General features: G+C 69.4%; 17 protein-coding genes and 1 tRNA gene. 12 read left to right on the plus strand and 6 right to left on the minus strand.

Annotated elements, in window-relative coordinates:
* Positions 1-19: 19 nt before the first annotated feature.
* Together ACP7AI_RS11880 and ACP7AI_RS11885 are read right to left on the minus strand one after the other, a co-directional pair.
* Complete coding sequence (locus tag ACP7AI_RS11880; RefSeq protein ID WP_426167585.1) at positions 20-1,603, minus strand: peptide ABC transporter substrate-binding protein; 1,584 nt, start codon at positions 1,601-1,603, stop codon at positions 20-22.
* Positions 1,600-2,520 (minus strand): 2-hydroxyacid dehydrogenase, encoded by a 921-nt coding sequence (locus ACP7AI_RS11885; protein ID WP_426167587.1) that lies wholly within the window; start codon positions 2,518-2,520, stop codon positions 1,600-1,602. The genes ACP7AI_RS11880 and ACP7AI_RS11885 overlap by 4 nt, the downstream gene beginning before the upstream one ends.
* Positions 2,521-2,577: 57 nt before the next feature.
* On the opposite strand from ACP7AI_RS11885, the gene ACP7AI_RS11890 reads away from it, so the two are divergent.
* The 10 genes from ACP7AI_RS11890 (at position 2,578) to ACP7AI_RS11935 (ending at position 19,099) form a co-directional block, all read left to right on the plus strand.
* The gene (locus ACP7AI_RS11890) at positions 2,578-2,958 is read left to right on the plus strand and encodes a hypothetical protein (protein WP_426167589.1); all 381 of its coding nucleotides are present in this window, start codon (positions 2,578-2,580) and stop codon (positions 2,956-2,958) included.
* Between the two features lie 84 nt (positions 2,959-3,042).
* On the plus strand, positions 3,043-4,218 hold the full coding sequence (locus tag ACP7AI_RS11895) for a hypothetical protein (protein ID WP_426167591.1): 1,176 nt from the start codon (positions 3,043-3,045) through the stop codon (positions 4,216-4,218).
* Positions 4,215-5,321, plus strand: a complete 1,107-nt coding sequence (locus tag ACP7AI_RS11900) for a Gfo/Idh/MocA family protein (RefSeq protein WP_426167593.1) — start codon at positions 4,215-4,217, stop codon at positions 5,319-5,321. Before ACP7AI_RS11895 ends, ACP7AI_RS11900 begins: the two co-directional genes overlap by 4 nt.
* Positions 5,318-6,913 carry a DUF885 family protein gene (locus tag ACP7AI_RS11905; protein WP_426167595.1) on the plus strand — a complete coding sequence of 532 codons (1,596 nt, stop codon included), beginning with the start codon at positions 5,318-5,320 and terminating at the stop codon, positions 6,911-6,913. Before ACP7AI_RS11900 ends, ACP7AI_RS11905 begins: the two co-directional genes overlap by 4 nt.
* A complete protein-coding gene (locus ACP7AI_RS11910; RefSeq protein ID WP_426167597.1) occupies positions 6,910-7,890 on the plus strand; it encodes an ABC transporter ATP-binding protein in 981 nt (326 codons plus the stop codon). Before ACP7AI_RS11905 ends, ACP7AI_RS11910 begins: the two co-directional genes overlap by 4 nt.
* On the plus strand, positions 7,887-8,855 hold the full coding sequence (locus ACP7AI_RS11915) for an ABC transporter ATP-binding protein (protein ID WP_426167599.1): 969 nt from the start codon (positions 7,887-7,889) through the stop codon (positions 8,853-8,855). Before ACP7AI_RS11910 ends, ACP7AI_RS11915 begins: the two co-directional genes overlap by 4 nt.
* Before the next feature lie 223 nt (positions 8,856-9,078).
* On the plus strand, positions 9,079-12,198 hold the full coding sequence (locus ACP7AI_RS11920) for a VPS10 domain-containing protein (RefSeq protein ID WP_426167601.1): 3,120 nt from the start codon (positions 9,079-9,081) through the stop codon (positions 12,196-12,198).
* A 13-nt stretch (positions 12,199-12,211) separates the two neighbouring features.
* On the plus strand, positions 12,212-13,648 hold the full coding sequence (locus tag ACP7AI_RS11925; RefSeq protein WP_426167603.1) for an aminopeptidase P N-terminal domain-containing protein: 1,437 nt from the start codon (positions 12,212-12,214) through the stop codon (positions 13,646-13,648).
* Positions 13,649-13,705: 57 nt separating this feature from the next.
* Positions 13,706-15,724 carry a TonB-dependent receptor gene (locus tag ACP7AI_RS11930; protein ID WP_426167605.1) on the plus strand — a complete coding sequence of 673 codons (2,019 nt, stop codon included), beginning with the start codon at positions 13,706-13,708 and terminating at the stop codon, positions 15,722-15,724.
* A gap of 90 nt (positions 15,725-15,814) precedes the next feature.
* Positions 15,815-19,099, plus strand: coding sequence for a WD40/YVTN/BNR-like repeat-containing protein (locus ACP7AI_RS11935; protein ID WP_426167607.1), 3,285 nt, complete (start codon positions 15,815-15,817; stop codon positions 19,097-19,099).
* Between the two features lie 68 nt (positions 19,100-19,167).
* Here the strand turns inward: ACP7AI_RS11935 and ACP7AI_RS11940 are convergent, their stop codons facing one another.
* The 4 genes from ACP7AI_RS11940 to ACP7AI_RS11955 all read right to left on the minus strand — a co-directional run bounded on the left by ACP7AI_RS11940 (position 19,168) and on the right by ACP7AI_RS11955 (position 21,908).
* A complete protein-coding gene (locus ACP7AI_RS11940) occupies positions 19,168-20,394 on the minus strand; it encodes a Gfo/Idh/MocA family protein (protein WP_426167609.1) in 1,227 nt (408 codons plus the stop codon).
* Between the two features lie 76 nt (positions 20,395-20,470).
* A tRNA-Thr gene (locus ACP7AI_RS11945) sits at positions 20,471-20,545 on the minus strand.
* 35 nt (positions 20,546-20,580) lie between these two features.
* A complete protein-coding gene (locus ACP7AI_RS11950; protein WP_426167611.1) occupies positions 20,581-21,633 on the minus strand; it encodes a succinylglutamate desuccinylase/aspartoacylase family protein in 1,053 nt (350 codons plus the stop codon).
* Positions 21,633-21,908 (minus strand): BolA family protein, encoded by a 276-nt coding sequence (locus ACP7AI_RS11955; protein WP_426167613.1) that lies wholly within the window; start codon positions 21,906-21,908, stop codon positions 21,633-21,635. Before ACP7AI_RS11955 ends, ACP7AI_RS11950 begins: the two co-directional genes overlap by 1 nt.
* Positions 21,909-22,123: 215 nt before the next feature.
* On the opposite strand from ACP7AI_RS11955, the gene ACP7AI_RS11960 reads away from it, so the two are divergent.
* Together ACP7AI_RS11960 and cobS are read left to right on the plus strand one after the other, a co-directional pair.
* Positions 22,124-22,582 carry a J domain-containing protein gene (locus tag ACP7AI_RS11960; RefSeq protein WP_426167615.1) on the plus strand — a complete coding sequence of 153 codons (459 nt, stop codon included), beginning with the start codon at positions 22,124-22,126 and terminating at the stop codon, positions 22,580-22,582.
* 17 nt (positions 22,583-22,599) lie between these two features.
* A complete protein-coding gene (gene cobS, locus ACP7AI_RS11965) occupies positions 22,600-23,583 on the plus strand; it encodes a cobaltochelatase subunit CobS (protein WP_426167616.1) in 984 nt (327 codons plus the stop codon).
* Positions 23,584-23,649 lie beyond the last annotated feature (66 nt).

Consider the following 23,649-nt stretch of genomic DNA (forward strand, 5'->3'; position numbering starts at 1 on the left):
GCCGCGAGTTCCCGCGCGCTCATGCGTCCAGCCGCCAGAAGGCCGCGCCGACGAACGGCGTCATGTTGGTCGGATTGGGGGTGAAGCCCGTGAGCGCCCGCCGCTTCGTCACCACCGCGACATTGGTCGTCAGCGGGATGGTCGGCAGGTCGTGCGCCAGGATGCGCTGCATCTCGAACGCAGCCGCCCGCCGCGTTTCGGCGTCGAGCGAGCCCTCCATCGTCGCCAGCACGCGATCGAGCGCCGGATTGGCGTATTTCAGGCTGTTGTTGGCGCCGCCGCTGCCGAAGAAACGGCTGTAGATCGGGTCGGCGCCGGTCACCCAGGCGCTGTAGATCAGGTCGAAATCCCCTTTGTAACGGGCCTGGCGATAGGCGACACCGGCGCGATTGTCGGCGCGCGCCAGGATGCCGATCGCCTGCAATTGCGCGATGATGACCTGCTGCGCCAGCTCGTCGTCGCCCTTGCCCGACTGGACGATGAAGCGGAAATCGAGCCGCCGGCCGTCTTTCGCCCGCACGCCGTCGCTGCCGACCCGCCAGTCGGCGGCATCGAGGATGGCGCGCGCCCGCGCCGGATCATGCCCCGGCGTCGGCGTCGCCGGATCGTGGAACGGAAAGATCGGCACGACGACGGAGGTGATGGCTTGCGGAAAGCCGCCGAGCGCGCGCACCAGCGCCGCGCGGTCGACAGCGTGGGCGATGGCCAGCCGCACCGCGCGGTCCTGCAGCGCCGGATTGCGGAAATTGAAGTCGAGATGCTGCCATTGCAGCACCGGCGAGCGCACCAGCTCGACGCCGTCGAGCGTCCCCATCTGCTTGGCCTGGTCATAGGGCGTCGCCACGACCAGATCGAGTTCACCCGAGCGGATCTGCATCAGCAGACTGTTGGAATTGGGGATGATCTTGAAAATCAGGCTGTCGAGATAGGGGAGTTGCCGCCCGGCGGCGTCGCGGCGCCAGTAATAGGGGTTGCGCTCGGTCGTCACATATTGCCCGCGCCGGAAATCGGTGACGCGGAACGGTCCGGTGCCGACCGGCCGGTCGTTGTACGGCGCGGTGTTGAGGTCGACGCCCTCGAGCAGGTGCCGGGGCAGGATGCCGAAGGTGAACAGCGTGGTCGCGAACCCCGGCACGACCTTGCGGTAATGGCAGACGACGGTCAGCGCATCGGGCGTGTCGATGGCGACGATGTCCTCCGTCCCGTCCTTCGATTCGGCGATGAAGGCCGGGTTGCCGACGGCGCGCCAGGTGAAGGCGACATCGGCGGCGCTGAACGGCGCGCCGTCGTGCCAGCGCACACCGGGCCGCAGCTTGTAGGTGATCGTCATGCCGCCCTCGGGGGTCAGCACGATGCCGCCATTTTCGACCGTCGGCACCTCGGTCGCCAGCACCGGGACGTAGCGGGCGTTCTCGTCGGGGGCGAGCAGACCCTCCACCACGGCGGCCTCGACATCGCCCAGAAAGCCGGTCGAATAGACGTTCAGCGTGTCGATATCATAGGTCAGCCCGACGACGAGGCTGTTGGGGACACTGCGCCGCGCCGGCACGCACGCCGTCGCCGCGGCGCCGAGCAGCACGATGCGGCGCGAGATTGTCGTCAATAGCCGAGCGACCGGTCGACGACGTGCGGCACCGGTTCGCCGCGTTCGTGGCGCCGCACGCTGTCGGCCATCACCGCCACCGCCGTCCGCGCATGGGTCGGCGCCGCGACGTGCGGCGATACGAGCACGCGCGGGTGCGCCCAGAACGGGTGGTCGGCCGGCAACGGCTCGGTGCGGAACACATCGAGCACCGCCGCCGACAATTGCCCGGCATCGAGCGCCGCCAGCACATCGCCATCGACCACCGCCGCGCCGCGCCCGGCATTGACCAGCAACGCCCCCGGCGCCAGCCGCGCCAGCAGCGCCGCATCGATGATGTCGGTCGTCGCCGCCGTCGCCGGCAGCAGGTTGATCAGCGCATCGGCCCCCGCCACCGCCGCCGCCAGGTCATCACCGCCGAATGTCGCGGTCCCCGCCACCGCCCGCCCCGACCGGCTCCAGGTCCGCACTTGAAAGCCCAGGGCCGCCAGCATCGTCGCCACCGGGCCGCCCAATGCCCCGGCGCCGAGCACCGTCACCACCCGCTCGCGCGCCATCAGCTCGCCATGCTGGCGCCATTCGCCGGCCGCCTGCTGGTCGCGATAGACGAACAGGTTGCGGTGCCAGGCGAGCAGCTGCGCCGCCACCCATTCCACCATGCCCTCGACCAGCCCCGGATCGACCATGCGGACGATCGGCACGCCTTCGGGCACTTCCCCCGACGCCAGCAGATGCTCGATCCCGGCGTTGAGGCTGAGCACCAGTTCGAGGCCGGTGAGGCTGCTCAGCGTCCCCGGCAGCGGCTTGCCGACGACGGCATAATGGACCGGGCGGTCGCCGGGCGCCTTGGTCACGACATCATGGCCGGGCAGTTCGGCGCGGAACATCGCCGCCATCGCCTCCGGGTCGGATCGCGCCGCGATGAACAGGGTTTTCATGAAATTCATCTTAGAGCAGGTTTTGCGGCCAAGGGAACCGCTGAACGGAGCAGCGCCATGAGCACCACCGAAAGTCATGAGGGCCATTATCTCGCGGTCTTCACCAGCGACAAGACCGGGCCGCGCTGGCAGGCCTGGTATGCGATGACCGAGGCCGAACAGCGCGCCACCGATGCGGCCGGCCTCGCCGCGGTCAAGGCCTGGGACGCCGCCAACCGCGACAGCATCGTCTATGGCGGCGGGCCGCTCGGGCCCACCAAGCGCATGTCCGCCGACGGCCTGTCCGATGTCGTCAACACCCTGACCGTCTTTGTCGTCGTCCGCGCCGCCTCGCACGAGGCCGCCGCCCGGCTGTTCGACGGCCACCCGCACTTCACCATCTTCCCCTGCGACGGGGTCGAGGTCATGCCGCTGCTGGGGCCGGGCTCGGACGGCTGATCGACGGCCGCCAACAAGTCGTTGCGATGCTGTCGGCGATGCGCCAGACTTGTGCATCATCCCTGCCAATTTTCCGGACATTTCATGACCAACGCGATCGACCGCGAGCTGACCGCGGTGACCATGGGGCTCGACCGCTATGAACGCGGCGCCAATGCCGGCGACAGCCTGCTCGACGGCGAGGGGCTGGTGCCGATCTGGATGGGCGACGATCTGGTGCCGCCGCGGGCGTACACCGGCTGGGACCCCATCTTCGCCGACCTCGCTGCCCTGTCGGATCGCGTCGCCACCCTGCCGGCCGACGATCGCGGCGCCTTCCTGCGCACCATGGTCGCCTCGGTCACCACCGCCGCGCGGCTGTTCTCGGGGGAGGCGATGACCTATGCCGACAAGGTCCGCGACCTCGTCGGCGCCGATCCGGCGCCGGTGGCGCAAGCCGATATCGCCGCGCTGACCGATGCGCTCGACGCCGGCCTCACCCGCGCCGGCTTCGGCAACGGCAGCATCAAGGCCCGCGTCGATGCCTGGGAAGACGCCCGCGCCGTCGCCCCCGACCGCATCGAGGCCGTGTTCCGCGAGCTGATGGCCGCCGCCAAGGCGCGCACCGCCAGCATGATCTACGACACCGGCGACTATGACATGGCGCTCAATCCGTTGCGCAACATCCCCTTCACCGCGCGCTGCGGCTTCGACGAGCGGCGCATGGACCTGAACGTCGACATCAGCTTCACCCGCGCCGCCTTGAAGCACCTCGTCTGCCACGAGGTTTTCCCCGGCCACGCCACGCAATTGCTCTACACCCATGCCGAGGCCGCCGCCGGCCGCACCGACATGGATGCGCTGCTGTGCACCGCCAACGCCGTCACCGGCTGCGTGCAGGAAGGCATCGGCGACCAGGGTGTCGCGCTCATCGACTGGGTGGAGGATGACGACGACGCGCTCTACGCCAGCTTCCAGACGCTGAAGAGCGCCGTGCAGACGACGGCCGCGTGGAAGCTGATGGCCGAGGATACGCCGGAGGCCGAGGTCGCCCAGTACATGCGCGACACCGGCTATGGCCAGGAAGCCTGGGTGCAGGGCCGCATCCGCATGGCCCGCCACCCGTTCCGCGGGCCCTTCATCGCCAGCTATTATGCCGGCAACGAGGCTGTCCGCCGGGTGCGGACACGCGTTGCCCCCGCCGATCGCGCCGCCTTCGTCCATTACCTCTACGGCCGTGTCCACAGCCCCGAAAGCCTCCAGATGTTCGCAGCCGCATGACCGGAAAATTGAAAATCGGCCTGATCGGCGCGCACGACTGGGCCGAAAAGGCGCATCTGCCGGGCTATGCCGCGCATCCGGACGTGGAGATCGCCGGCATCTGCGACTCGGTGCCGGCCCGCGCCGAGGCGATGGCGGCCAAGTTCGGCGCCCGCGCCATCTACACCGACTATCGCGAGCTGCTGGCGGTGCCCGACATCCAGATGATCGACGTCTGCACGCCGACCGACACGCACCTGCCTCTCAGCCTCGCCGCCATCGCCGCCGGCAAGCATGTGCTGTGCGAAAAGCCGCTGCACACCCTCGCCGAACCCGCCTTCGACGCGGCGCGCAAGGCCGCCGACATGGGCGTGCGCACCAAATTGGGCTTCACCTTCCGCTATTCGCCGGCCATCCGCCAGATCAAGCAATGGATCGACGACGGCGTGCTCGGCGAGATTTTCCACATCCATGGCTTCGAGCAGAATTCGCAGTTCCTTTCCCCCGATTTCCCGCTGCGCCAGTTCGATGTCACCAGCCCCCGCGACCGCCTGATCCCGGCGTCGATCATCGGCTATGGCTCGCATCTGCTCGACCTGATGCGCTGGCTCGGCGGCGAATTCGGCAGCGTCTGCAGCACCATGAAGAACTTCGTCCCCGAACGTGTCGTCCGCGGGCTGGAGGGGCGCCAGCGCTTCATGGTCGAGGACGGCGCCGCGGCGCTCGTCGAATTCACCGGCGGCGCGCAGGGGCTGGTGCAATCGAGCTACATCGCCGTCGGCAATTATCCCGGCGTCGAAATCCGCGTCTATGGCTCGAAAGGTGCCGCCGTCGCCCGGCTGATCACCGAGAACGGCCTAGCCGAGACGCTGCACTTCGCCACGCCCGATCAGGTCGAATTTCGCCTCGTTGCTCCCGCCGCTGGCGCATTGCCGCCCGGGACCAGCCTCGAAACGCCCTGGCCCGAGCTGTACTATCGCAACCTGGTGCGCTTTTTCGCCGATGAAATCCTCGAGGACCGGCCGGAGGAATGCACCTTCCACGACGGCGCCAAGAGCCAGCAGATCGTCGACGCCATCATCCAGGCGCATTTCGAACGGCGCTGGGTGGACATTGCGGCGTGACCAGCGACGAACTGGTCGACGCTTACCTGGCGCACCATTTCGCCTTTCGCCCGGTCGACGCGACCTTCATGGGGGTTGCGGGGCATGATCACCGCCTGCCGCCCGCCGGGCCTGGCACTGCCGCCGCCGAACGCGCCGGGCTGGCGGCGCTGCGGGATCAGCTGGCGGCGACGCCGGCGGGCGAAACCTCCGGGCAGCGCCTCGACCGCCGCTATGTCGAGGCCCAGTTGACCCTGGGCGAAGCCGCGCTGGACCACGCCCCCCGCCTCGCCAACCCCGCCTGGTACAGCGGCGAGGCGGCGTTCGGCATCGTCTCGCTACTGCTGCCGCACCCCGGCCCATCTCGTGGCGATGCCCTTGCCGCGCGCCTTGCCGCCATTCCCGGCTTCCTCGCCGCCGCCGAAGCGCAGCTGACCGCCGCGCCGCGCGCCGTCACCGACCGCGCGATGCGTGAATCCGCCAGCTTTTCCGCCTATCTTGATGACCAGATCCGCCGCCATCCCGACTGGAATCCCGCCTGGAACGACGCTGCCACCGCCGCCGCAGCCGCCTTCGACCACTTCGCCGCCGCCATCGCCAACCTCCCCGACGCCCCCTCCGCCACCGGCCGCGCCTATCTCGAATTGCTGATGACCGCCGGCCACGGCCTCGATTGCACCCCGGAAACCGCGCTCGCCCGCGCCGAAGCCGACTATGCCCGCCTCGGCGACGAACTCATCGCCCTTGCCGCCGCCAATGATCCGGCCCGAAGCTGGCAGGAACAGGTCGCCGGCCTGTCCCAGATCACCGCCGAAACCCCCGACACCGTCATCGATCTCTACCGAAAACTCGACGCAGAGGCCGTCGCCGCCGCCCCCGATCTCGTCACCCCGGCCACCGAATATGCGCTGGAATACCGCCGGCTGCCGCCAGACTTCGCCCGAATCGCCGCCGATCTCTACTTCCTGCCATATCGTTCGCCCCCCGCTGCCACACCCGCCGACGGCAGCATCTACTGGGTCCACCCGCCAGGCGGCGCCGATTATCTCGCCGCCAATGCCGTCGCGCCGGTCAAGATCATCCACGCCGTCCACCACGGCAGCATCGGCCACCACACCCAGAACGCCCGCGCCCGCGCCGCGCCGTCGCGGCTGGCGCGGCTCGCCGGCACCGATTGCGCCCTCGGCCTCGCCATGCTGCCGTCGGGCACGATGGTCGAAGGCTGGGCCTGCTATGCCCAGGACCTGATGGCCGAGGCGCCCGGCTTCTATTCCGCCACCGAACGCGTGTTCCTCAAACAGTTCGAACGCCGCAACGCCGCCAGCGTCATCGTCGACATCAACCTCCACACCGGCGCCTGGACCCCCGGACAGGCGATGGACTTCTACGCCGCCGCCGGCTTTGCCCCGTCGCGCATCGCCGCCGAAGTCACCCGCAACGCCATGCTGCCCGCCACCCGCCTGATGTACTGGCTCGGCATCGAGGCGATCCGCGCCCTGCGCCGGCGCTGGCGCGGCAGCACCATCGCCTTCCACGACACGCTGATCGGCCATGGCCATGTGCCGATCGCCTGGGCCGCCGACGAAATGGCGCTGGCGGGGCAGCTCGATTGACCGCGATTCTCGACATCGCCGGGCTGACGCTCGACTTTGTCGGCCACGACGGCAATCTCGTCCGCGTCCTCCACGGCATCGACCTCGGCCTCGCCGCCGGCGAAACCCTCGCCCTTGTCGGCGAATCGGGCTCGGGCAAGTCGGTGACAAGCCTCGCCATCCTGGGGCTCCTCGACCGCCGCACCGCCCGCATCGGCGGCGAAATCCGCCTCCACGGCCCCGCCGGCCCCCGCAACCTCCTCGAACTCACCCCGACGGCGCTGACGAAAGTGCGCGGCGCCGAGATTGCGATGGTCTTCCAGGAACCGATGACCAGCCTCAACCCGGTGATGACCATCGCCGCGCAGCTCGCCGAGCCGCTGCGCCTGCACCAGGCCCTGCGCGGCACAGCGCTGCGCGACGCCGTCCTCGCCAGCCTGGCCGAGGTCGGCATCCCCGATCCGGCCCGGCGCGCCGCCGCCTATCCGCACGAACTGTCGGGCGGCATGCGCCAGCGCGTCGTCATCGCCATCGCGCTGGCCTGCAACCCGCGCCTGCTGATCGCCGACGAACCGACGACGGCGCTCGATGTCACCATCCAGGCGCAGATCCTCGACCTGCTGCAGACCCTGCAGCGTCGCCGCGGCATGGCGATGCTGTTCATCAGCCACAGCCTGGGCGTGGTTGCCGAGATCGCCGATCGCGTCGCGGTGATGTACGCCGGCCGCATCGTCGAGGCGGCGCCGGCCGCCGCCATCTTCGCGCAGCCCCGCCACCCCTATACCGCGGGGTTGCTGGCGAGCCTGCCGGGCGGCCGGCGCGGCCAGCGGCTGCGCGCCATCCCCGGCGCCATCGTCGATCCGCGCGCGCCGCCACCGGGCTGTGCCTTTGCGCCGCGCTGCGACCGCATGATCTATGCCTGCAACGCCGGCGTCGTCGCCATGGCAAGCGTCGCCGCCGGCCATGCCAGCCGCTGCCTGCGCTGGGCGGAAGCATGACAGCGCTGCTCCAGGTCCGCGACCTCGGCGTGCATTTCCCCGTCCGCGCCGCGCCCTTTGCCCGCCCGGCGACGCTGCGCGCCCTCGATGGCGTGTCGTTCGACGTGGCGCGCGGCGACATCGTCGGCGTCGTCGGCGAATCGGGATCGGGAAAGACCACCCTCGGCCGTGCCATCCTGCGCCTCGTCGAACCCAGCGCCGGCAGCGTCCATTTCGACGGCACCGACCTCGCCGGCCTGTCGGGGCGCGCCATGCTGCCGCTGCGCCGCCGCCTGCAGGCGGTGTTCCAGGACCCGGCGGGCAGCCTCAACCCCGCCATGACCGTCGGCGCCGCCATCGCCGAGGCGCTCGCCATCCACGGCCTCGGCACGCGCCGCGACCGGGGCGAGCGTGTCGCGCTGCTGCTCGAACGCGTCGGCCTGCCCGCCGATTGTGCCAGGCGCGGCCCGCAGGCGCTGTCGGGCGGCCAGCGCCAGCGCGTCGGCATCGCCCGGGCGCTCGCCGTCGGTCCCGACCTGATCATCGCCGACGAGGCGGTTTCGGCGCTCGACGTCTCCGTACAGGCGCAGATCGTCAACCTGCTCGGCGACCTGCGCGCCGAACTCGGCCTCGCCATGGTCTTCATCGCGCATGATCTCGCCGTCGTCGAACACCTCTGCGACCGGGTCATCGTGCTCTATCTCGGCCGGGTCATGGAGGCCGGGACGGTCGAGCAGGTGTTCGGCAACCCGCGCCACCCCTATACCCGCGCGCTGATCGACGCCGCGCCGCGTCTTGGAACGGGCGTCGGCACCCGGCGCCAGCGCACCCTTCTCGCCGGCGACCCGCCCAGCCCGATCGCGCCGCCATCGGGCTGCGTGTTCCGCACCCGCTGCCCCGAAGCGATTGCCGCCTGCGCCGACGTCGTGCCGCCGCTGACCGGCGCCGGCCACCAGGCGGCGTGCATCCGAAGCGACGCAAGCTGATGGCGCCGGCCGATCATCGACCCCGGCAAGCGCCGGCCACGGCGGCTGGAGCGCCGCGGCGCGATCGGCTACCCATGGCCGGTTGCCAGTGCCTTGCCCCTCGACATCACCGCAGCGGAGCCAATTCAACGTGACGATCTCATCAGCGCCGGCGTCGCTTCAACCCCGGGCAATCAGCGCCGGGTCCGCAACGGCCGTCCGGCGCTTGCGCCATGGCCTGCGGGTGATCGCCGCCACCTGTTGCGTTGCCCTGCTGACGACCGCCGGCCGGGCCGCGGCGCCCGATGGGCTGGTGCCCGAGGATCTCGCAGCGCTGCAGTGGCGCGAGGTCGGCACCGCGATGACAAGCGGCCGGGTCACCCGCTTTGCCGTCCATCCCACCGACCAGCGGATCATCTACACGGCGACGGCGTCGGGCGGGCTGTGGAAGACGGTCAACGCCGGCAGCAGCTGGACGCCGGTATTCGACAAGGCCACGACCATCTCGATGGGCGATGTCACGCTCGATCCGAACGATCCCGAGACCGTCTGGATCGGGACCGGCGAGCAGAACAATGTCCGCAGCTCGCAGTTCGGCGATGGCGTCTATCGATCGCGCGACGGCGGCGCGACCTGGCAGCACATGGGCCTGGAGGGCAGCCGCCATATCGGCCGCATCCTTGTCCACCCCAAGGATTCCAGCACCGTCTATGTGGCGGCGCTCGGCTCGCTATGGGGGCCGAACGAGGATCGCGGCCTGTACCGCACCCGCGACGCCGGCAAGACCTGGACGCGCCTGCTGCGGCCCAGCAAGTTCACCGGCGTCGTCGAAGTGGCGATGCATCCGACCAGGCCCGACCTGCTCTATGCCGCGACCTTCCAGCGCGAGCGGCGGCAGTGGAGCATGGTCGGCGGCGGCAGCGAAGGCGGCCTGTGGCGCAGCACCGATGGCGGCGACAGCTGGACGCGCGTCGGCAACGGCTTTCCGACCAGCGCGGTCGGGCGGGTCGGTGTCACCTTCTGCCCCGGCAAGCCCGACACCATGTACGCGACCGCCGTCGGGCCCGACGGCGGCACCTTCCGCTCGACCGACGCCGGACAATCGTGGGAACGCCGCAACACCAAGGTGCAAAGCCACTGGTATTATGGCGAAGTCTTTTGCGATCCCGGCAATGCCGACCGCGTCTATGTGCCGATGACGCCGCTGTCGCGGTCGGACGATGGCGGCAGGAGCTTCACCAGCGTGCCGCTGGCGCAGGTCCATGCCGACAACCACACGCTGTGGATCAATCCGAAGGATTCCGATCACCTGATCGTCGGCAACGACGGCGGCATGTACACGTCGCGTGATGCCGGCAAGCGCTGGACCTGGCAGGCCAATCTGCCGCTGATGCAGCTCTATACGGTTGCCGCCGACATGCAGGAGCCGTTCTACAATGTCTATGGCGGCACCCAGGACAATGGCTCGTGGAGCGGCCCGATCGGCACGCGCTTCGACGACGGCATCGCCAACGAGGATTTCGCGTTCCTGTCGGGCGGCGACGGTTTCTACGCGGTCGCCGATCCGACCGATGCGAACATCGTCTATTCCCAGTCGCAATATGGCGGGCTGGTGCGGAGCGATCGCCGCAGCCACGCCCAGAAACGCATCCAGCCCTGGCAGCCGCAGCAGGGCGAATTCCCGCCCTATCGCTGGAACTGGAGCGCGCCGCTGGTCATTTCACCGCACGACCCCAAAACCCTGTATTTCGGGGCCAATGTGCTGTTTCGCAGCCGGGATCGCGGCGACAGCTGGGAACGCATCAGCCCCGACCTGACGCGCCGGCTCAGCCGCGATACGCTGCCGCTGCAGGGCCGGGTGCAGCCGGCCGGCGCCATCGATCTCCATGCCAGCACGGCGCTCTACGGCAATCTCCATTCGTTGTCGGTGTCGCCGCTGCGCCCCGGCCTGCTCGCGGGCGGCACCGATGACGGCCTGATCCAGGTCAGCCGCGACGACGGTCGCACCTGGCAGAAGTCCGCGACCTTCCCCGGCGTGCCCGACCGCAAGAAGGTCGGCATGCTGGCCTGGTCGCCGACCCGGGAAGGTACGCTGTACGCCGTGTTCGATGGCCATCAGGACAATGATTTCGCTCCCCATGCCGTCCGCAGCGACGATCATGGTGTGACCTGGCGCAACATCACCGCCGACCTGCCGGCGTTCGGCCCGACGAAAAGCATCGCCGCCCATCCGAAAAACGGCGAGCTGCTGTTCGTCGGCACCGATTTCGGCGTGTATTTCTCGCGCGACGGCGGCGGCCACTGGCTGCCGCTGCGGGCCGGCCTGCCGACCAATTCGGTGCAGGGCATCATGGTCCACCCGCGCGAGAACGACCTGGTGATCGGCACCCATGGCCGCGGCTTCTGGGTGCTCGACCAGCTCAACCTCGTCGAAAAACTTGAGGAAAAGGTGGTCGGGTCGCACAGCTATCTGGCGCCGCCGCGCCGCGGCACGCAGATCCGCAACGTCGACCGCGGCCGCAAGAGCGCCGGCGACATGTATTTCACCACCAGGAACCCGCCGCGCGGCGCCATCATCGATTACTGGATCGGCACGCAGGCGGCGGGCCAGCCGGTCTCGATCGATGTCCTCGACGGCAATGGCAGGCTGGTGCGCACGCTGGCCCAGCCCGCGGCGGTGCGCGGCGTGCGCCGCGCGGTCTGGGATCTGCGGTTCGACGCGCCGCCGAGCGATGCGGCGTCGGCCGAGCGCAAGCTGAAGGGGTGGTTCGTGATGCCGGGCCGCTACCAGGTCCGGCTGAAGGTCGGCGATGCGGTGCACGTCCAGCCGCTGGATGTGCGCCTCGATCCCGCGATCAGCATCTCGGGGGCGGACAGCGCCGCGCTCCAGGCGCTGCTGGCGACGCAGGCGCGGCTGGTGACGGCGACCTATCATGCCGACAAGGCGGTCGACAGCAGCCGCACCGGGACGGCCGCGCTGGTCAAGGCGCTGCAGGAGGCGAAGGCCGACCGCACGCTGATCGCCCGCGCCGAGGCCGCGGTGAAGGAAGCCGATCGCCTGCACGTGGTGCTGAACGGCAAGGAAGAGGGCCTCGCCCAGCAGGAGACGGTGCTGCCGCTGGCCGAGCTGACGCGGCGGCTTTATGGCAACACGCAGGACCATACGGCGGCCCCCGACCCGGCGCAGCGCCAGCTGACACAGGTCGCGCGCGACGGGGTCCGGACGCTGTACCGCGACGTCACCGCGCTGGTCACCGAACGGCTGCCGGCCTTGCAGGCGGCGGCACAGGCCGCGGGCGTCGCCTGGCCGGGCGGGGCGCTGCCGCAACTGCCGCCCGCCGATCCTGCCGCCGCATCAGACTGAGGAACTGTCGAACATGCCGATCCGGTCGAAACTGCCTGCTGCCTGCCTTGCCGCCGTCGCCGTCCTGGCCGGCACGCCCGCCGCGGCGCACGGCAGCGGGCTGCTGTCGCTCGACGCCGTCAAGTTCCGGGAGGGGCATCGCGAGGCCGCCATCGAACGCCGGGCCAGGCTGGCGCGCCAGATGAAGGGCGGCATCGCCGTCATCACCAGCGCCGACCGCACCCAGCACGAGCTGTACGAATTCTATACCGACGATACCGAAAACAAGGACTTCGTGTTCCTGACCGGCATCTATGACGCGCCGCCGCCCGGGCATGTGCTGGTGCTCAACCCCGCCGGCAGCACCTACAAGGAGGTGCTGTACACCGACATGAACTCCGAGGAGGCGACGCGCCTGTCCGGGATCAGGCATGTCTTCCCGCGCAATCGCTTCCTCGAGCACATGAGCAGTGCGCTCACCGATTATCGCAACCTCCGCATCACCCAGCTGCGCTTCAAGGAGGTGCCGTCGGACTATGCGCGCGGCTGGGGCGCCGGCGAGAAGCTACTCTACGTCAACTATCCCCGCTTCGAGAACCTCAACGAGCCGCCCGCGGCACGGCTGGCGTTCGTCGATCGCATGCGGGCGGCATCCAGCGAACTGGTCGTGCGCGACGCCGGGGACCTGCTCGATCCGATGCGCATGGTGCTCGACGGCTTTGCGCGCAAGAACATCGACCAGGCCATCGCCATCACCGGCCTCGGGCTGCAGGAAGGCATGAAGCTGGCCCGGCCCGGCCTGTCGACGCTGCAGGTGATGCACACGATCGACCATGTCTATCGGCTGCAGGGGGCAACGCTGGGCTTCATCACCGGCGTGTCGCTGGCCAGCAACCTCAACGAGAAGCTGAAATGGGAGACGACGGCCGAGGAAGAGGCGGCGCGCAAGGGCGACGCCCGCATCACGGCCGGCAGCCTCGTCCATATCGATACCGGCGCGGCCATGAACCATTATTCGGCCGATGTGCAACGCACCGTGCCGGTCGACGGCAAATTCACCCCGGAACAGCGGCGCGTCTACCAGGGTGTCCTCGACGTGCAGAAGGCGGTGATTGCCGCGGTCAGGCCGGGCGTCACCTGGCAGCAGCTGCAGCAGATCGCCGAGGCGCAGCTGCGCAAAAAGGGCGGCTGGGACGCGAGCTACACCTATGGCATCGGCCACTTCATCGGCATGGAGGTGCACGAGCATGGCGATTATGTCGGGCCGCTGAAGCCCGGCATGGTCATCGCCATCGAACAGGGGGCCGTCGTCGACGGCACCCGCGTGGCGTTCGAGGATGATGTGCTGGTCACCGCGACGGGCCATGACTGGCTGACCCGCTTCATTCCGATCGAGATCGACGAGGTCGAGGCGCTGCGTCGCCAGCCGGCCGCGTTCCAGCCGATAGCGGTGCCGACGCCGCGCCGCTGATCCCTGTCACGGGCGGGCCGCCGCTCGCCGCGGTCCCCAATTGTTTCGGAATATATCGTGTTCATCGCCATACCCAACCAGATCAAGCGCCTGGCGCCGGCGCTGCTGCTGGCATCGGCGCTCGCCGGGCCTACGGGTGCCCAGGTGGTCGCCAGCCCGGCGGCATCGCCCGCCAGCCCGGAAGATGCCTTCATCACCGTCACCGCGCCCGCCCGGCCCGGCCGCGTCGCCACGCCGCTGGTCGGCCTGACCTCCAAAGCCTTGCTCGATCGGCAACCGCGCAGCATCGCCGACGCGCTGCGCGGCCTGCCCGGCGTGTCGATCCGCACCAATTCGCGCGGCGAGACCTCGCCGCGGGTCCGCGGCGGCGAGGAACGGCAGACTTTGGTGTTCCTCGACGGCGCGCCGCTGGCGGTGCCATGGGACGGCCGTGTCGACCTCGGCCTGCTGCCCGCCGGCATCATCGGCAGCCTGTCGGTGAGGAAGGGCGCCGGCGCCATCGAATATGGCGCCAATGCCGTCGCCGGCGTGGTCGACCTGCAGACCCGGACCAGCGGCGCCGTCGCCCAGGCCCAGGCCGGACCCCATGGCCTTGCCAATCTGTCGGCGGCGGCCGCGGTACCGGTCGGCAGCCTGACCGTGACCGTCGCCGCGGCGCATCAGGCACAGGACGCGCTGGTGGTCGCGCAAGCATCGGCGCTGCCGTTCACCCAGCCCGACGGCGACCGGCGCCTCAACACCGACCTTTCGGCCACCAGCCTGTTCGGCGCCGTGGGCGGCGCGGCCGGTGCCGTCGAATGGCGGGCAAGCCTGCTGCACATCGATGCCCGGCGCGGCATTGCGCCCGAATCCGACCGCGACCCGGCGGTGGCGGCGCCGCGCTTCTGGCGTTATCCGGACTGGCGGCTGACACAGGCGCAGGTCGCCGCCGAGGCCGACCTCGGCGCCGCCACCCTGCGCGGTGTCGCGTGGCGGCAATGGTTCGACCAGCGCATCGATGCCTATCGCGACGCCAGCTATACGACGCGCCAGGGCCGCGAGGCGAATGACGACGACATGACCGGCGGGCGCGTCACGCTCACCCATCCGGCCGGCCCCGCCGTGCTGCGCTGGAGCCTGTCGGGCCAGCGCGGCGGCCATCGCCAGACCGACACCGCCTTCCCGCCCGGCACCCCCGGCCCGACCTTGCGCTTCGAACAGCTTCTGGCCTCGGGCGGGGTGGAGGCCGATGTGCCGATCGCCGGCGTCGCGGCCTTGACGCTGGGGCTGGGCCTCGACCGCGCCACCTATCCGCTGACGGGCGACAAGGCGGCCCAGCCGGCCCGTCAGGCCGCGACCTTTTCCGCCGCGCTCAACGCGCAGCTGGCCACCGGCCTCGACCTCACCGTGTCGGGCGGGCGGCGCAACCGCTTTGCCTCCGCCCGCGAATTGTTCGGCGAGGCACTGGGCCGGTTCCTGCCCAATCCCGCCCTGGCGCCCGAACAGGTCTGGCTCGCCGATGCCGAACTGGCATGGCGCGGCGACGGCGTCCGGTTGAGCGTCAACCCCTATTGGGCGCGCACGCTGGGCAGCATCGGCCAGCGTGTCGTGCGGGTGGACGGCCGCAACCTGCGGCAGCGCTTCAACCAGGGTCCCGCCACCGGCATCGGCGCCGATATCGCCGCGCAGGTCAGCGTCGCGAGCCGATTGACCCTGGAGTTGACCGGCACGCTGCTCCGCGCGCGCGCCGGCGGGCAGCCCCAGCTGCAACGGCCGTCGCACGAGGCCATGTTCGCCATCGACTGGGACCCCGGCGCCTTCGACATGCGCGCCGAGGTGCGCCGCATCGGCCCGGCGCGCGACCTCGACAGCAGCGGCGCCATGGCGCGGCTGCCGCCCGCCACCGAAATCAACTGGCGCGCCCGCGTGCCGCTCGCCTGCGTCGGTGGCGCGCGCGTGTCGGCCACCGCCGCCATCGACAATCTGACCAACGCCGTGGTGCTGCCGCAGCTTGGGCTGCCCTTGCCCGGCCGCACGCTGCGCCTGGGGCTGATGCTGGCGCCGTCGCCCTGCCGAACGTCGGAGCGGCAGGGGTGATCGCCGGGACGCCGATTTTTTTGCAAGTCGTTCTGTTGCTTGGCGGCAACCGTCTGCTAAGCGTCGTGGCGATTGAGGGGTAATCATTCGATGAACGTCCGCGTCCTGGCACTGGCCTGTTCAATTCTGCTGTCGGGCATCGCGCTGGCCAAGGCGCCGTCGGGCGCGGTGCCGGCCCCGGCAGCCAGCGAGGACCCGTTCTTCGGCGGCCTCGAATGGCGCAACATCGGGCCTAACCGCGGCGGCCGCTCGATCTCGGCGGTCGGCAGCGATGCGCGGCCCAATGAATATTATTTCGCCGCGACGGGCGGCGGCCTGTGGAAGACCACCGACGCCGGCACCAGCTGGTCGGCGACCACCGACGGCAAGATCCCGACCGGCGCCGTCGGCGGGGTCGCGGTCTGCGAGGCCAATCCCGACATCGTCTATCTGACCACCGGCGAAACGCAGCTGCGCGGCAACGTGCTGCCGGGCCGCGGCGTCTACAAGACAATCGACGCGGGCAAGACCTGGCAGGATATCGGCCTCAAGGACGTGCAGAATTTCTCGCGGGTCCGCATCCATCCCAAGGACTGCAACACCGTCTATGTCGGCGGTTTCGGCCACTATGGCGCCGAAAATCCGGAACGCGGCGTGTTCAAGACCGTCGACGGCGGCAAGAGCTGGAAAAAGACGCTGTATCGCGACCCGCGCAGCGGCGCTGTCGACATCGTCATCGATCCCTCCATCCCCGAAACCATCTATGCGGCGCTGTGGGAAGCCTGGCGCAAGCCCTGGGGCATGAGCTCGGGCGGCCCCGGCAGCGGCCTGTTCAAGAGTGTCGACGGCGGCGCGAACTGGACCGAGCTGACCCGGGCGCCGGGCATGCCGGCCAAGGGGCTGATCGGCAAGATCGGGGTGACCGTCTCGCCGGTCGATCCGCGCCGCCTTTATGCACTGGTCGAGCACGAGGACGGCGGCCTGTTCGTGTCCGACGACGCCGGCGCCAGCTGGAAACGCACCAACGACAATCGCGACCTGCGCCAGCGCGCCTTCTACTACACGCGCCTCGTTGCCGACACGAAGGTCAAGGACCGGGTCTATGTGCTGAACGTCGACTTCTGGCGGTCGGACGACGGCGGCAAGACCTTCCCCACCAAGATCAAGGTGCCGCATGGCGACAACCACGACCTGTGGATCTCGCGCACCGACAACCAGCGGATGATCCAGGCCAATGACGGCGGCGCCAACGTCTCGGTGAACGGCGGCAAGAGCTGGACCGGCCAGGCCTATCCGACGGCGCAGATCTACCGGCTGGCGCTGACCAACCACAAGCCGTGGTTCGCCTGTGGCGGCCAGCAGGACAACAGCACCATCTGCGTGCCGTCGCGCGGCTGGAAGCACATGAACGCGCTCGGCGGCCAATATGGCTTCGCCGCGGGCGGCGGTGAAAGCGGCTATGTCGCGAACGATCCGCGCAATCCCAACATCTTCTACGCCGGCAGCTATGGCGGCATGCTGACCCGTTTCGACTATGCCACCGGCCAGCGGCGCGCGATCAACGTGCTGCCCGACAACCCGATGGGCGCCTCGGCGGCTGACATCGCCGAACGCTTTCAATGGACCTATCCGATCGTCTTCGATCCGCAGGATGCGGGCACCCTGTATGTCACGTCACAGCATGTCTGGCGGTCGCGCGACGAAGGCCAGAGCTGGGACCGCATCAGCCCCGATCTGACCCGCCACGACCCCGCGACGCTGGGCCCGTCGGGTGGGCCGATCACCCGCGACCAGACCGGTGTCGAAACCTATGCGACGGTGTTCGCGCTGGCGCCGTCGCGGCTGGAAAAGGACGTGATCTGGGCAGCGTCGGACGACGGCCTCGTCCATGTCACCCGCGATGACGGCGGCAACTGGACCAATGTGACGCCCGCCGACCTGCCGGCGAACCTGAAGATCACCACCGTCGAGCCGTCGCCGCACCGTCCCGGCACCGCCTATATGACCGGGCACCGGTTCCTGCTCGACGATTTCCGGCCCTATGTGCTGCGCACGACCGATTACGGTCGGACCTGGACGTCGATCGCCGGCAACATTCCGGCCGACGAAATGGCCCGCTCGATCCGCGAGGACGTGGTGAAACCCGGGCTGCTCTATCTCGGCACCGAACGCGGTGTCTGGCTGTCGTTCGACAATGGCGGCAAGTGGCAGCGGCTGCAGCGCAACCTGCCCGACGTCCAGGTGTCCGACCTCGCCGTCACCGACGAGGACCTGGTGATCGCCACCCATGGCCGGTCATTCTGGGTGATGGAAAAGATCGGCGTGCTGCGCCAGCTCGACCCGGCCGGTCGCCAGGCCCGCCAGGTCCGTCTTTTCAAGCCGTCGCCGGCGATCCGCGAACTCGATAAGGGGGTGGCGATCGATTATTTCCTGCCCAGGACGCCCCGCAAGCTGAGCCTCGAGATCATCGATCCGGCGGGCAAGCTGATCCACAGCTTTGCCGGCACCCTCGCGCCGCCCGAGCCGAAGTCCGACAAGACAGCTGCCGATGCCCCGGCGCCGGCGACCGGTGTCAGCGAATCCGCCGTTGCCGCCGGCAGCGATGCCGTCGTCGGCAACACCGCGGAAAAGACCGCGATCACCCCGGCCAAGCCGAAGACCCCGCCGCGACCGGCAATGAAGGCGGGCATGAACCGCTTCACCTGGGACATGCGCTGGCCGGGCTTCACCCGTGTCGACAAGATGGTGCTGTGGACCAGTCGCAATCGCGGCGTGCTGGCCATGCCCGGCACCTATACCGCGCGGCTGGTCGTCGACGGCGCGACGCAGAGCGAGACGTTCGAACTGCGCCTCGATCCGCGGCTGGCCAGCGCCCGGCCCGAGGACCTGAAGGCCCGCTTCGACCTCGCCACGGCGGCGAGCGCCAAGGTTTCGCAAGCCAACCAGGCCGTGCTGCTGGCGCGTGGGCTGCGCGCCCAGACCGACGCCCGGCTGCAGGCCAAGCCGCAACCCGCGGTTGCGGAGGCGATCCGGACGTTCCAGTCGCGCGTCGACGCGATCGAGAGCGAGATCTACCAGGTCAACAACCGCAGCCGGCAGGATCCGCTCAACTACCCGATCCGGCTCAACGACAAGCTGGCGGGCATCATCGACCATGTCGAACGCGGCGAGACGGCACCGACCGCCCAGACCCGCACCACGTTCGCGGACCTGTCGGCACGCCTCGACCGCCAGACCGCGGCGCTCGATGCGGTGCTGGCCACCGACCTGCCGCCGCTCAACGCCACGCTCACCAGGGCCGGGCTGAAGCCGATCGTTCGCCAGTCGGAGCCGCCGGGCGCCGAAGTCGTGGACGATGACGACGATGATGCCGAAAAGGGCAAGAGCGAGCGCTGAGCCGCGCCGAACGCCGCCCCTGAGGCGTTGGGGGCGGCCGATGGGCGGTCAGCCCCGCCGCCGGCGCGTCAACCGCGCATCCGGCCGTCCGGGCTCAAACGCACCATGGTTCCGGTCCTGGCCGCGGCATAGATCGCCTCCATCAGCCACACGTCGCGCAGGCCCATCTCCCCCGGTGTCCGGATCGGCGACCCGTCGCGGATCGCGCCCGAAAAGTGGTCGAGCTCCCGGGGAAACTGCACCGTCGGGTCGCCGAGCGCGATGTCGCGGCGCTCCCGCCCCTCCAGCCGCATCCGGTGGCCGGTATAGCCGGTGGCGGGATCCATGATGAGCGCGCCGGTGTCGCCGCGGACATGCGCGATGTTCGATCCGCTCGAATCATATGACGTCATCAGCTGCGCGATCGCGCCCGACGGAAAGCGCAGTTGCGATGCGACCGAGGCGAAGACCTGCGCGAACCGCGGGTCGTTCGCCGGCTGGTAAGTGGCGGCGGTGATGCTCTCGGGCATCTCGTCGGTCAAATAGAGCGCCGCTTGCAGGCCATAGATGCCGAAGTCCTCGAGCGGCCCGCCGCCGGCAAGCGCCCGGTCGATGCGCCAGTTTTCCGCCGGCCGCGACGACGGATCGGTACGCGACAATTGCTCGGTCCGCACCGCGCGGATGTTGCCCACCGCCCGGCGCCGCATCAGCGCCATCGCCTCGATGTTATGGGGCTCGAAATGCACGCGATAGGCGATCATCAGCCGACGGTTGGCGCGCTGCCCGGCGGCGATCATCCGCTCGCAATCGGCGCTGGTGAGCGCCATCGGCTTTTCGCACAGCACATGCTTGCCGGCAGCAAAGGCGCTGACCGCATGGTCGGCATGGAGGCCGCTCGGCAGCACGATGTACACCGCGTCGATGCGCCGGTCGGCGGCGATGCGGTCGAACTGCGCGTACGAATAGCGTGCGTCGGCGGGCACGCCATAGGCATCGCCGACGCGGCGCAGCTTTTCGGGATTGCCCGACACCAGTGCCGCGATATGCGAGCGCTCGGTCCGCGCGAAGCGCGGCATCATCTGGTTGAGCGCATAGTCGCCAAGGCCGACGACCGCATAACCGACGCTGCCGGGGCGCGGCGATCGCGGTGGCGCAGAGGGCAGGGTAACACCGTCGGGCATCGGGCGACCGCGCGCCGCCGCCTTGCCGGATGTCTGCGCCACAGCCGGCGCCGCGGCGGCGGCGGCGAGCGTGACGACCGCGGTGTCACGCGCCTGCCCGATGAAACAGCGTCGCGAAATGCTGGTGCGATCCATGCCCGTTCCCGCTCGTTGCCGACGGCGGACTATACGTTTCGCCCGGCGCTTCGGCTCCGGCAGGGAATGCAGTGGCTGGTGCCGGATGAGGGGATTGAACCCCCGACCTTCGGTTTACAAAACCGCTGCTCTACCGCTGAGCTAATCCGGCACTGATCGCCCGGCTATCCTGTCGGCGGGCGCTAATCAACAGCCGAGCGCGCATTTCGGGTCGGGATCCCACCAGACGATGCGCGCCACCATGTCGCCGGCGTCGCGGCGCGGGTCGGTGGCGATGGTGTTGATGCGGCCGCTGGCGGGCGCGGTGACTGTCTCGATGACCCGCCCGAACGGGTCTGCGATGGTCGCCAGCGGCTGGCCCTTCACCACATCGGCGCCCAGCGGCACCAGCAGGGTCATCCACCCGGCCCTGGTCACCCGCGCCGGCTGGATGCGGTTGGTGACCAGCGGCGCGCTGGCCTGCACCGTGCCGGCGACCATGCCCATCTCGGCCATCAGGTTGCGCAGCCCGGCCAGCCCGCGCGCCACGCTGTCCGCATCGAACACCTCCGGCCGCCCCAGCTCGAAGGTGATCGCCGGCACGCCATCGCGGGTCAGTTCGTTCTCGACCGTGCCCTTGTCGCCGGTATCCATCTTGATGATGTCCGGCCCGACCAGTTCCGCCATGCGCCGGGTCCGCGGCGTGGAGGCAAAGGCGTACATGACATAGGCGGTGCCGCGCGACTGGGTATGGAGATCGACCGCGGCATCGGCATTGGGGCGCAGCAGCCGAGTCCACAACTGTCGGGCATAGCGCGCCGCAGCCCCCGTTTCGGCGCCCGGCATGACCCGGTTGAGATTGCTGCCGTCGGGAAACTCGCGCGTGCTGGCGATGAGGGCAGGGGTGTTCAGCCCCGGCACCAGCACCAGCGTGCCGGTCAGCGTCGCCGGGTCGATCGTCGCCAGCCGGTGGATGACCGCGATGCCATTCAGTTCATCGCCATGGATGCCGGCGGTGACCAGCAGCCGGGGGCCGGGGCGGGCGCCCGTCACGACGATCACCGGCACCTGCCAGCCCTGGCCGATGGCATTGTCGCCGGCGCGGAACCAGAAACGCTGCAGCTGCCCGCCGGGCAGGTCGGCGGTGTCGAGCCGATCGATGACCGCAACCCCGTCGACGCTGCCGACCCGCTCGGTCGCGGCAAGGGCGGGGGCCGCCAGCAACCCTGCAATGACCGCGACGATCCCGCGATGGCGCATCAAGCCTCCCCCGGCGCCGACGCCTTGATCACCAGCGCATGCACCCCGCCGGGCGCCATCAGGTCGCCCAGCGCGTCATAGACCAGCCGTTGCCGCGCCACCCGGGACTTGCCGGCAAAGCCAGCCGCCGTCAGCCGCACGGTGAAATGGCTCTCGCCCGACCCGTCGTGCCCGGCGTGGCCGCGGTGGCTGTCGCTGTCATCGATGATCTCCAGCATCTCGGGGGCCAGTGCGGCACGCAGCCGCGCCTCGATTTTGTCCGCCATGACGCCCATATCGTCCCTTTCGCGCTGTCGCCCCCGTCTATAGTCGAAGCGGCCCTGCCGACGTCTATAAATCAAGCGGCCCCGCCGCCAAGGATTCACCGATCACCACCGAATCATCCGACCCGCCGCGGCGCAGCCAGCGCCTGCACGGCCGCATCGAAAGCCCCGATCCGGCGCGCTGCCAGCATGTCGGCTGCGCGGCGCCGGGGGAGTTTCGCGCGCCGGTGTCGAACCGCCTGCCGGGCAATGAAGGCGGCTGGCAATTGCTGTGCCTCGAACATGTCAGGGCCTTCAACGCCAAGTATAATTTCTTCGACGGGCTCAGCCCCGACGAGATCCACGAGGCACAATCGCCGCTCGCCGGCTGGGAACGCGCCGCCACCGGCAAGGGCGGGCGCGAGGCCTTTACCTTCGGCGATCCGCTCGACCTGTTCAGTGCCGACCGCAAGCCCGCGCCGTCGCCGAAACGCTGGGCCGGCTTCGGCGATGCCCAGGCGCTGCAGGCGCTCGGCCTGGGCGATGGCGCCACCCCCGATGACGTGCGCCGCGCCTACAAACGCCTGGTCCGCCGCTACCACCCTGACAGCAATGGGGGGGACCGCGCGCAAGAAGGGAAGTTGCAGGCAGTCGTCAACGCCTATACGCACCTGAAATCCGCGCACCGTTTCCAATCGGAGTCCTGACCGCCGTGGCCACAGCAATGTCCGTTTCCAGCACCGCCCTGATGGCGCCCGATACCAGCGTCGACGCGCGGGAGGTCTTCGGCGTCGATATCGACATGGCCGTGCCCGCCTTCTCGATGGCCGATGAACGCGTACCCGACCTCGACCCCAGCTATGTCTTCGATCCGGACACCACGCTCGCCATCCTCGCCGGCTTTACCCACAACCGTCGCGTGATGATCCAGGGCTATCACGGCACGGGCAAGTCGACCCACATCGAGCAGGTCGCGGCGCGCCTCAACTGGCCGTGCATCCGCATCAACCTCGACAGCCACATCAGCCGCATCGACCTCATCGGCAAGGACGCCATCGTGCTGCGCGACGGCCAGCAGGTGACGGAATTCCGCGAAGGCCTGCTGCCCTGGGCGCTGCAGACGCCGACGGCGCTGGTCTTCGACGAGTACGATGCCGGCCGCCCCGACGTGATGTTCGTCATCCAGCGCGTGCTGGAGGTGGAGGGCAAGCTGACGCTGCTCGACCAGAACCGCGTCATCCGGCCGAACCCGTATTTCCGGCTGTTCGCCACCGCCAACACCGTCGGCCTGGGCGACACCACCGGGCTGTATCACGGCACCCAGCAGATCAACCAGGGCCAGATGGACCGCTGGAACATCGTCACGACGCTCAATTACCTGCCGCACCACACCGAAAGCGCCATCGTCGTCGCCAAGGTCAAGGATTTCGACACCGACGCCGGCCGCAAGCAGGTATCGAACATGGTCAAGGTGGCGGACATGACCCGCGCCGGCTTCATGGGCGGCGACATCTCGACCGTGATGAGCCCGCGCACCGTCATCACCTGGGCCCAGAACGCGACGATCTTCGGCAATGTCGGCTTTGCCTTCCGGTTGAGTTTCCTCAACAAATGCGATGAAGCCGAGCGCGGCATCGTGGCGGAATACTACCAGCGGGTGTTCGGCGAGGAACTGCCGGAAAGCGTGGCGGTGAAGGGGCGGCGCTAGGGGCCGGATCCCAGGTAGCGGTTGACTGAATTGCCCAGGTGGACTAACTGGACTAACAGCTCAGGA

The organism is Sandarakinorhabdus sp. DWP1-3-1 (assembly GCF_049896705.1).
GTDB lineage: Bacteria > Pseudomonadota > Alphaproteobacteria > Sphingomonadales > Sphingomonadaceae > Sandarakinorhabdus.

Coding starts and splice junctions, on each gene's coding strand:
- cobS (WP_426167616.1), top strand. CDS start 22,600: ATGTCCGTTTCCAGCACCGCCCTGATGGCGCCCGATACCAGCGTCGAC.
- ACP7AI_RS11935 (WP_426167607.1), top strand. CDS start 15,815: ATGAACGTCCGCGTCCTGGCACTGGCCTGTTCAATTCTGCTGTCGGGC.
- ACP7AI_RS11900 (WP_426167593.1), top strand. CDS start 4,215: ATGACCGGAAAATTGAAAATCGGCCTGATCGGCGCGCACGACTGGGCC.
- ACP7AI_RS11940 (WP_426167609.1), bottom strand. CDS start 20,394: ATGGATCGCACCAGCATTTCGCGACGCTGTTTCATCGGGCAGGCGCGT.
- ACP7AI_RS11885 (WP_426167587.1), bottom strand. CDS start 2,520: ATGAAAACCCTGTTCATCGCGGCGCGATCCGACCCGGAGGCGATGGCG.
- ACP7AI_RS11915 (WP_426167599.1), top strand. CDS start 7,887: ATGACAGCGCTGCTCCAGGTCCGCGACCTCGGCGTGCATTTCCCCGTC.
- ACP7AI_RS11955 (WP_426167613.1), bottom strand. CDS start 21,908: ATGGGCGTCATGGCGGACAAAATCGAGGCGCGGCTGCGTGCCGCACTG.
- ACP7AI_RS11925 (WP_426167603.1), top strand. CDS start 12,212: ATGCCGATCCGGTCGAAACTGCCTGCTGCCTGCCTTGCCGCCGTCGCC.
- ACP7AI_RS11895 (WP_426167591.1), top strand. CDS start 3,043: ATGACCAACGCGATCGACCGCGAGCTGACCGCGGTGACCATGGGGCTC.
- ACP7AI_RS11890 (WP_426167589.1), top strand. CDS start 2,578: ATGAGCACCACCGAAAGTCATGAGGGCCATTATCTCGCGGTCTTCACC.
- ACP7AI_RS11950 (WP_426167611.1), bottom strand. CDS start 21,633: ATGCGCCATCGCGGGATCGTCGCGGTCATTGCAGGGTTGCTGGCGGCC.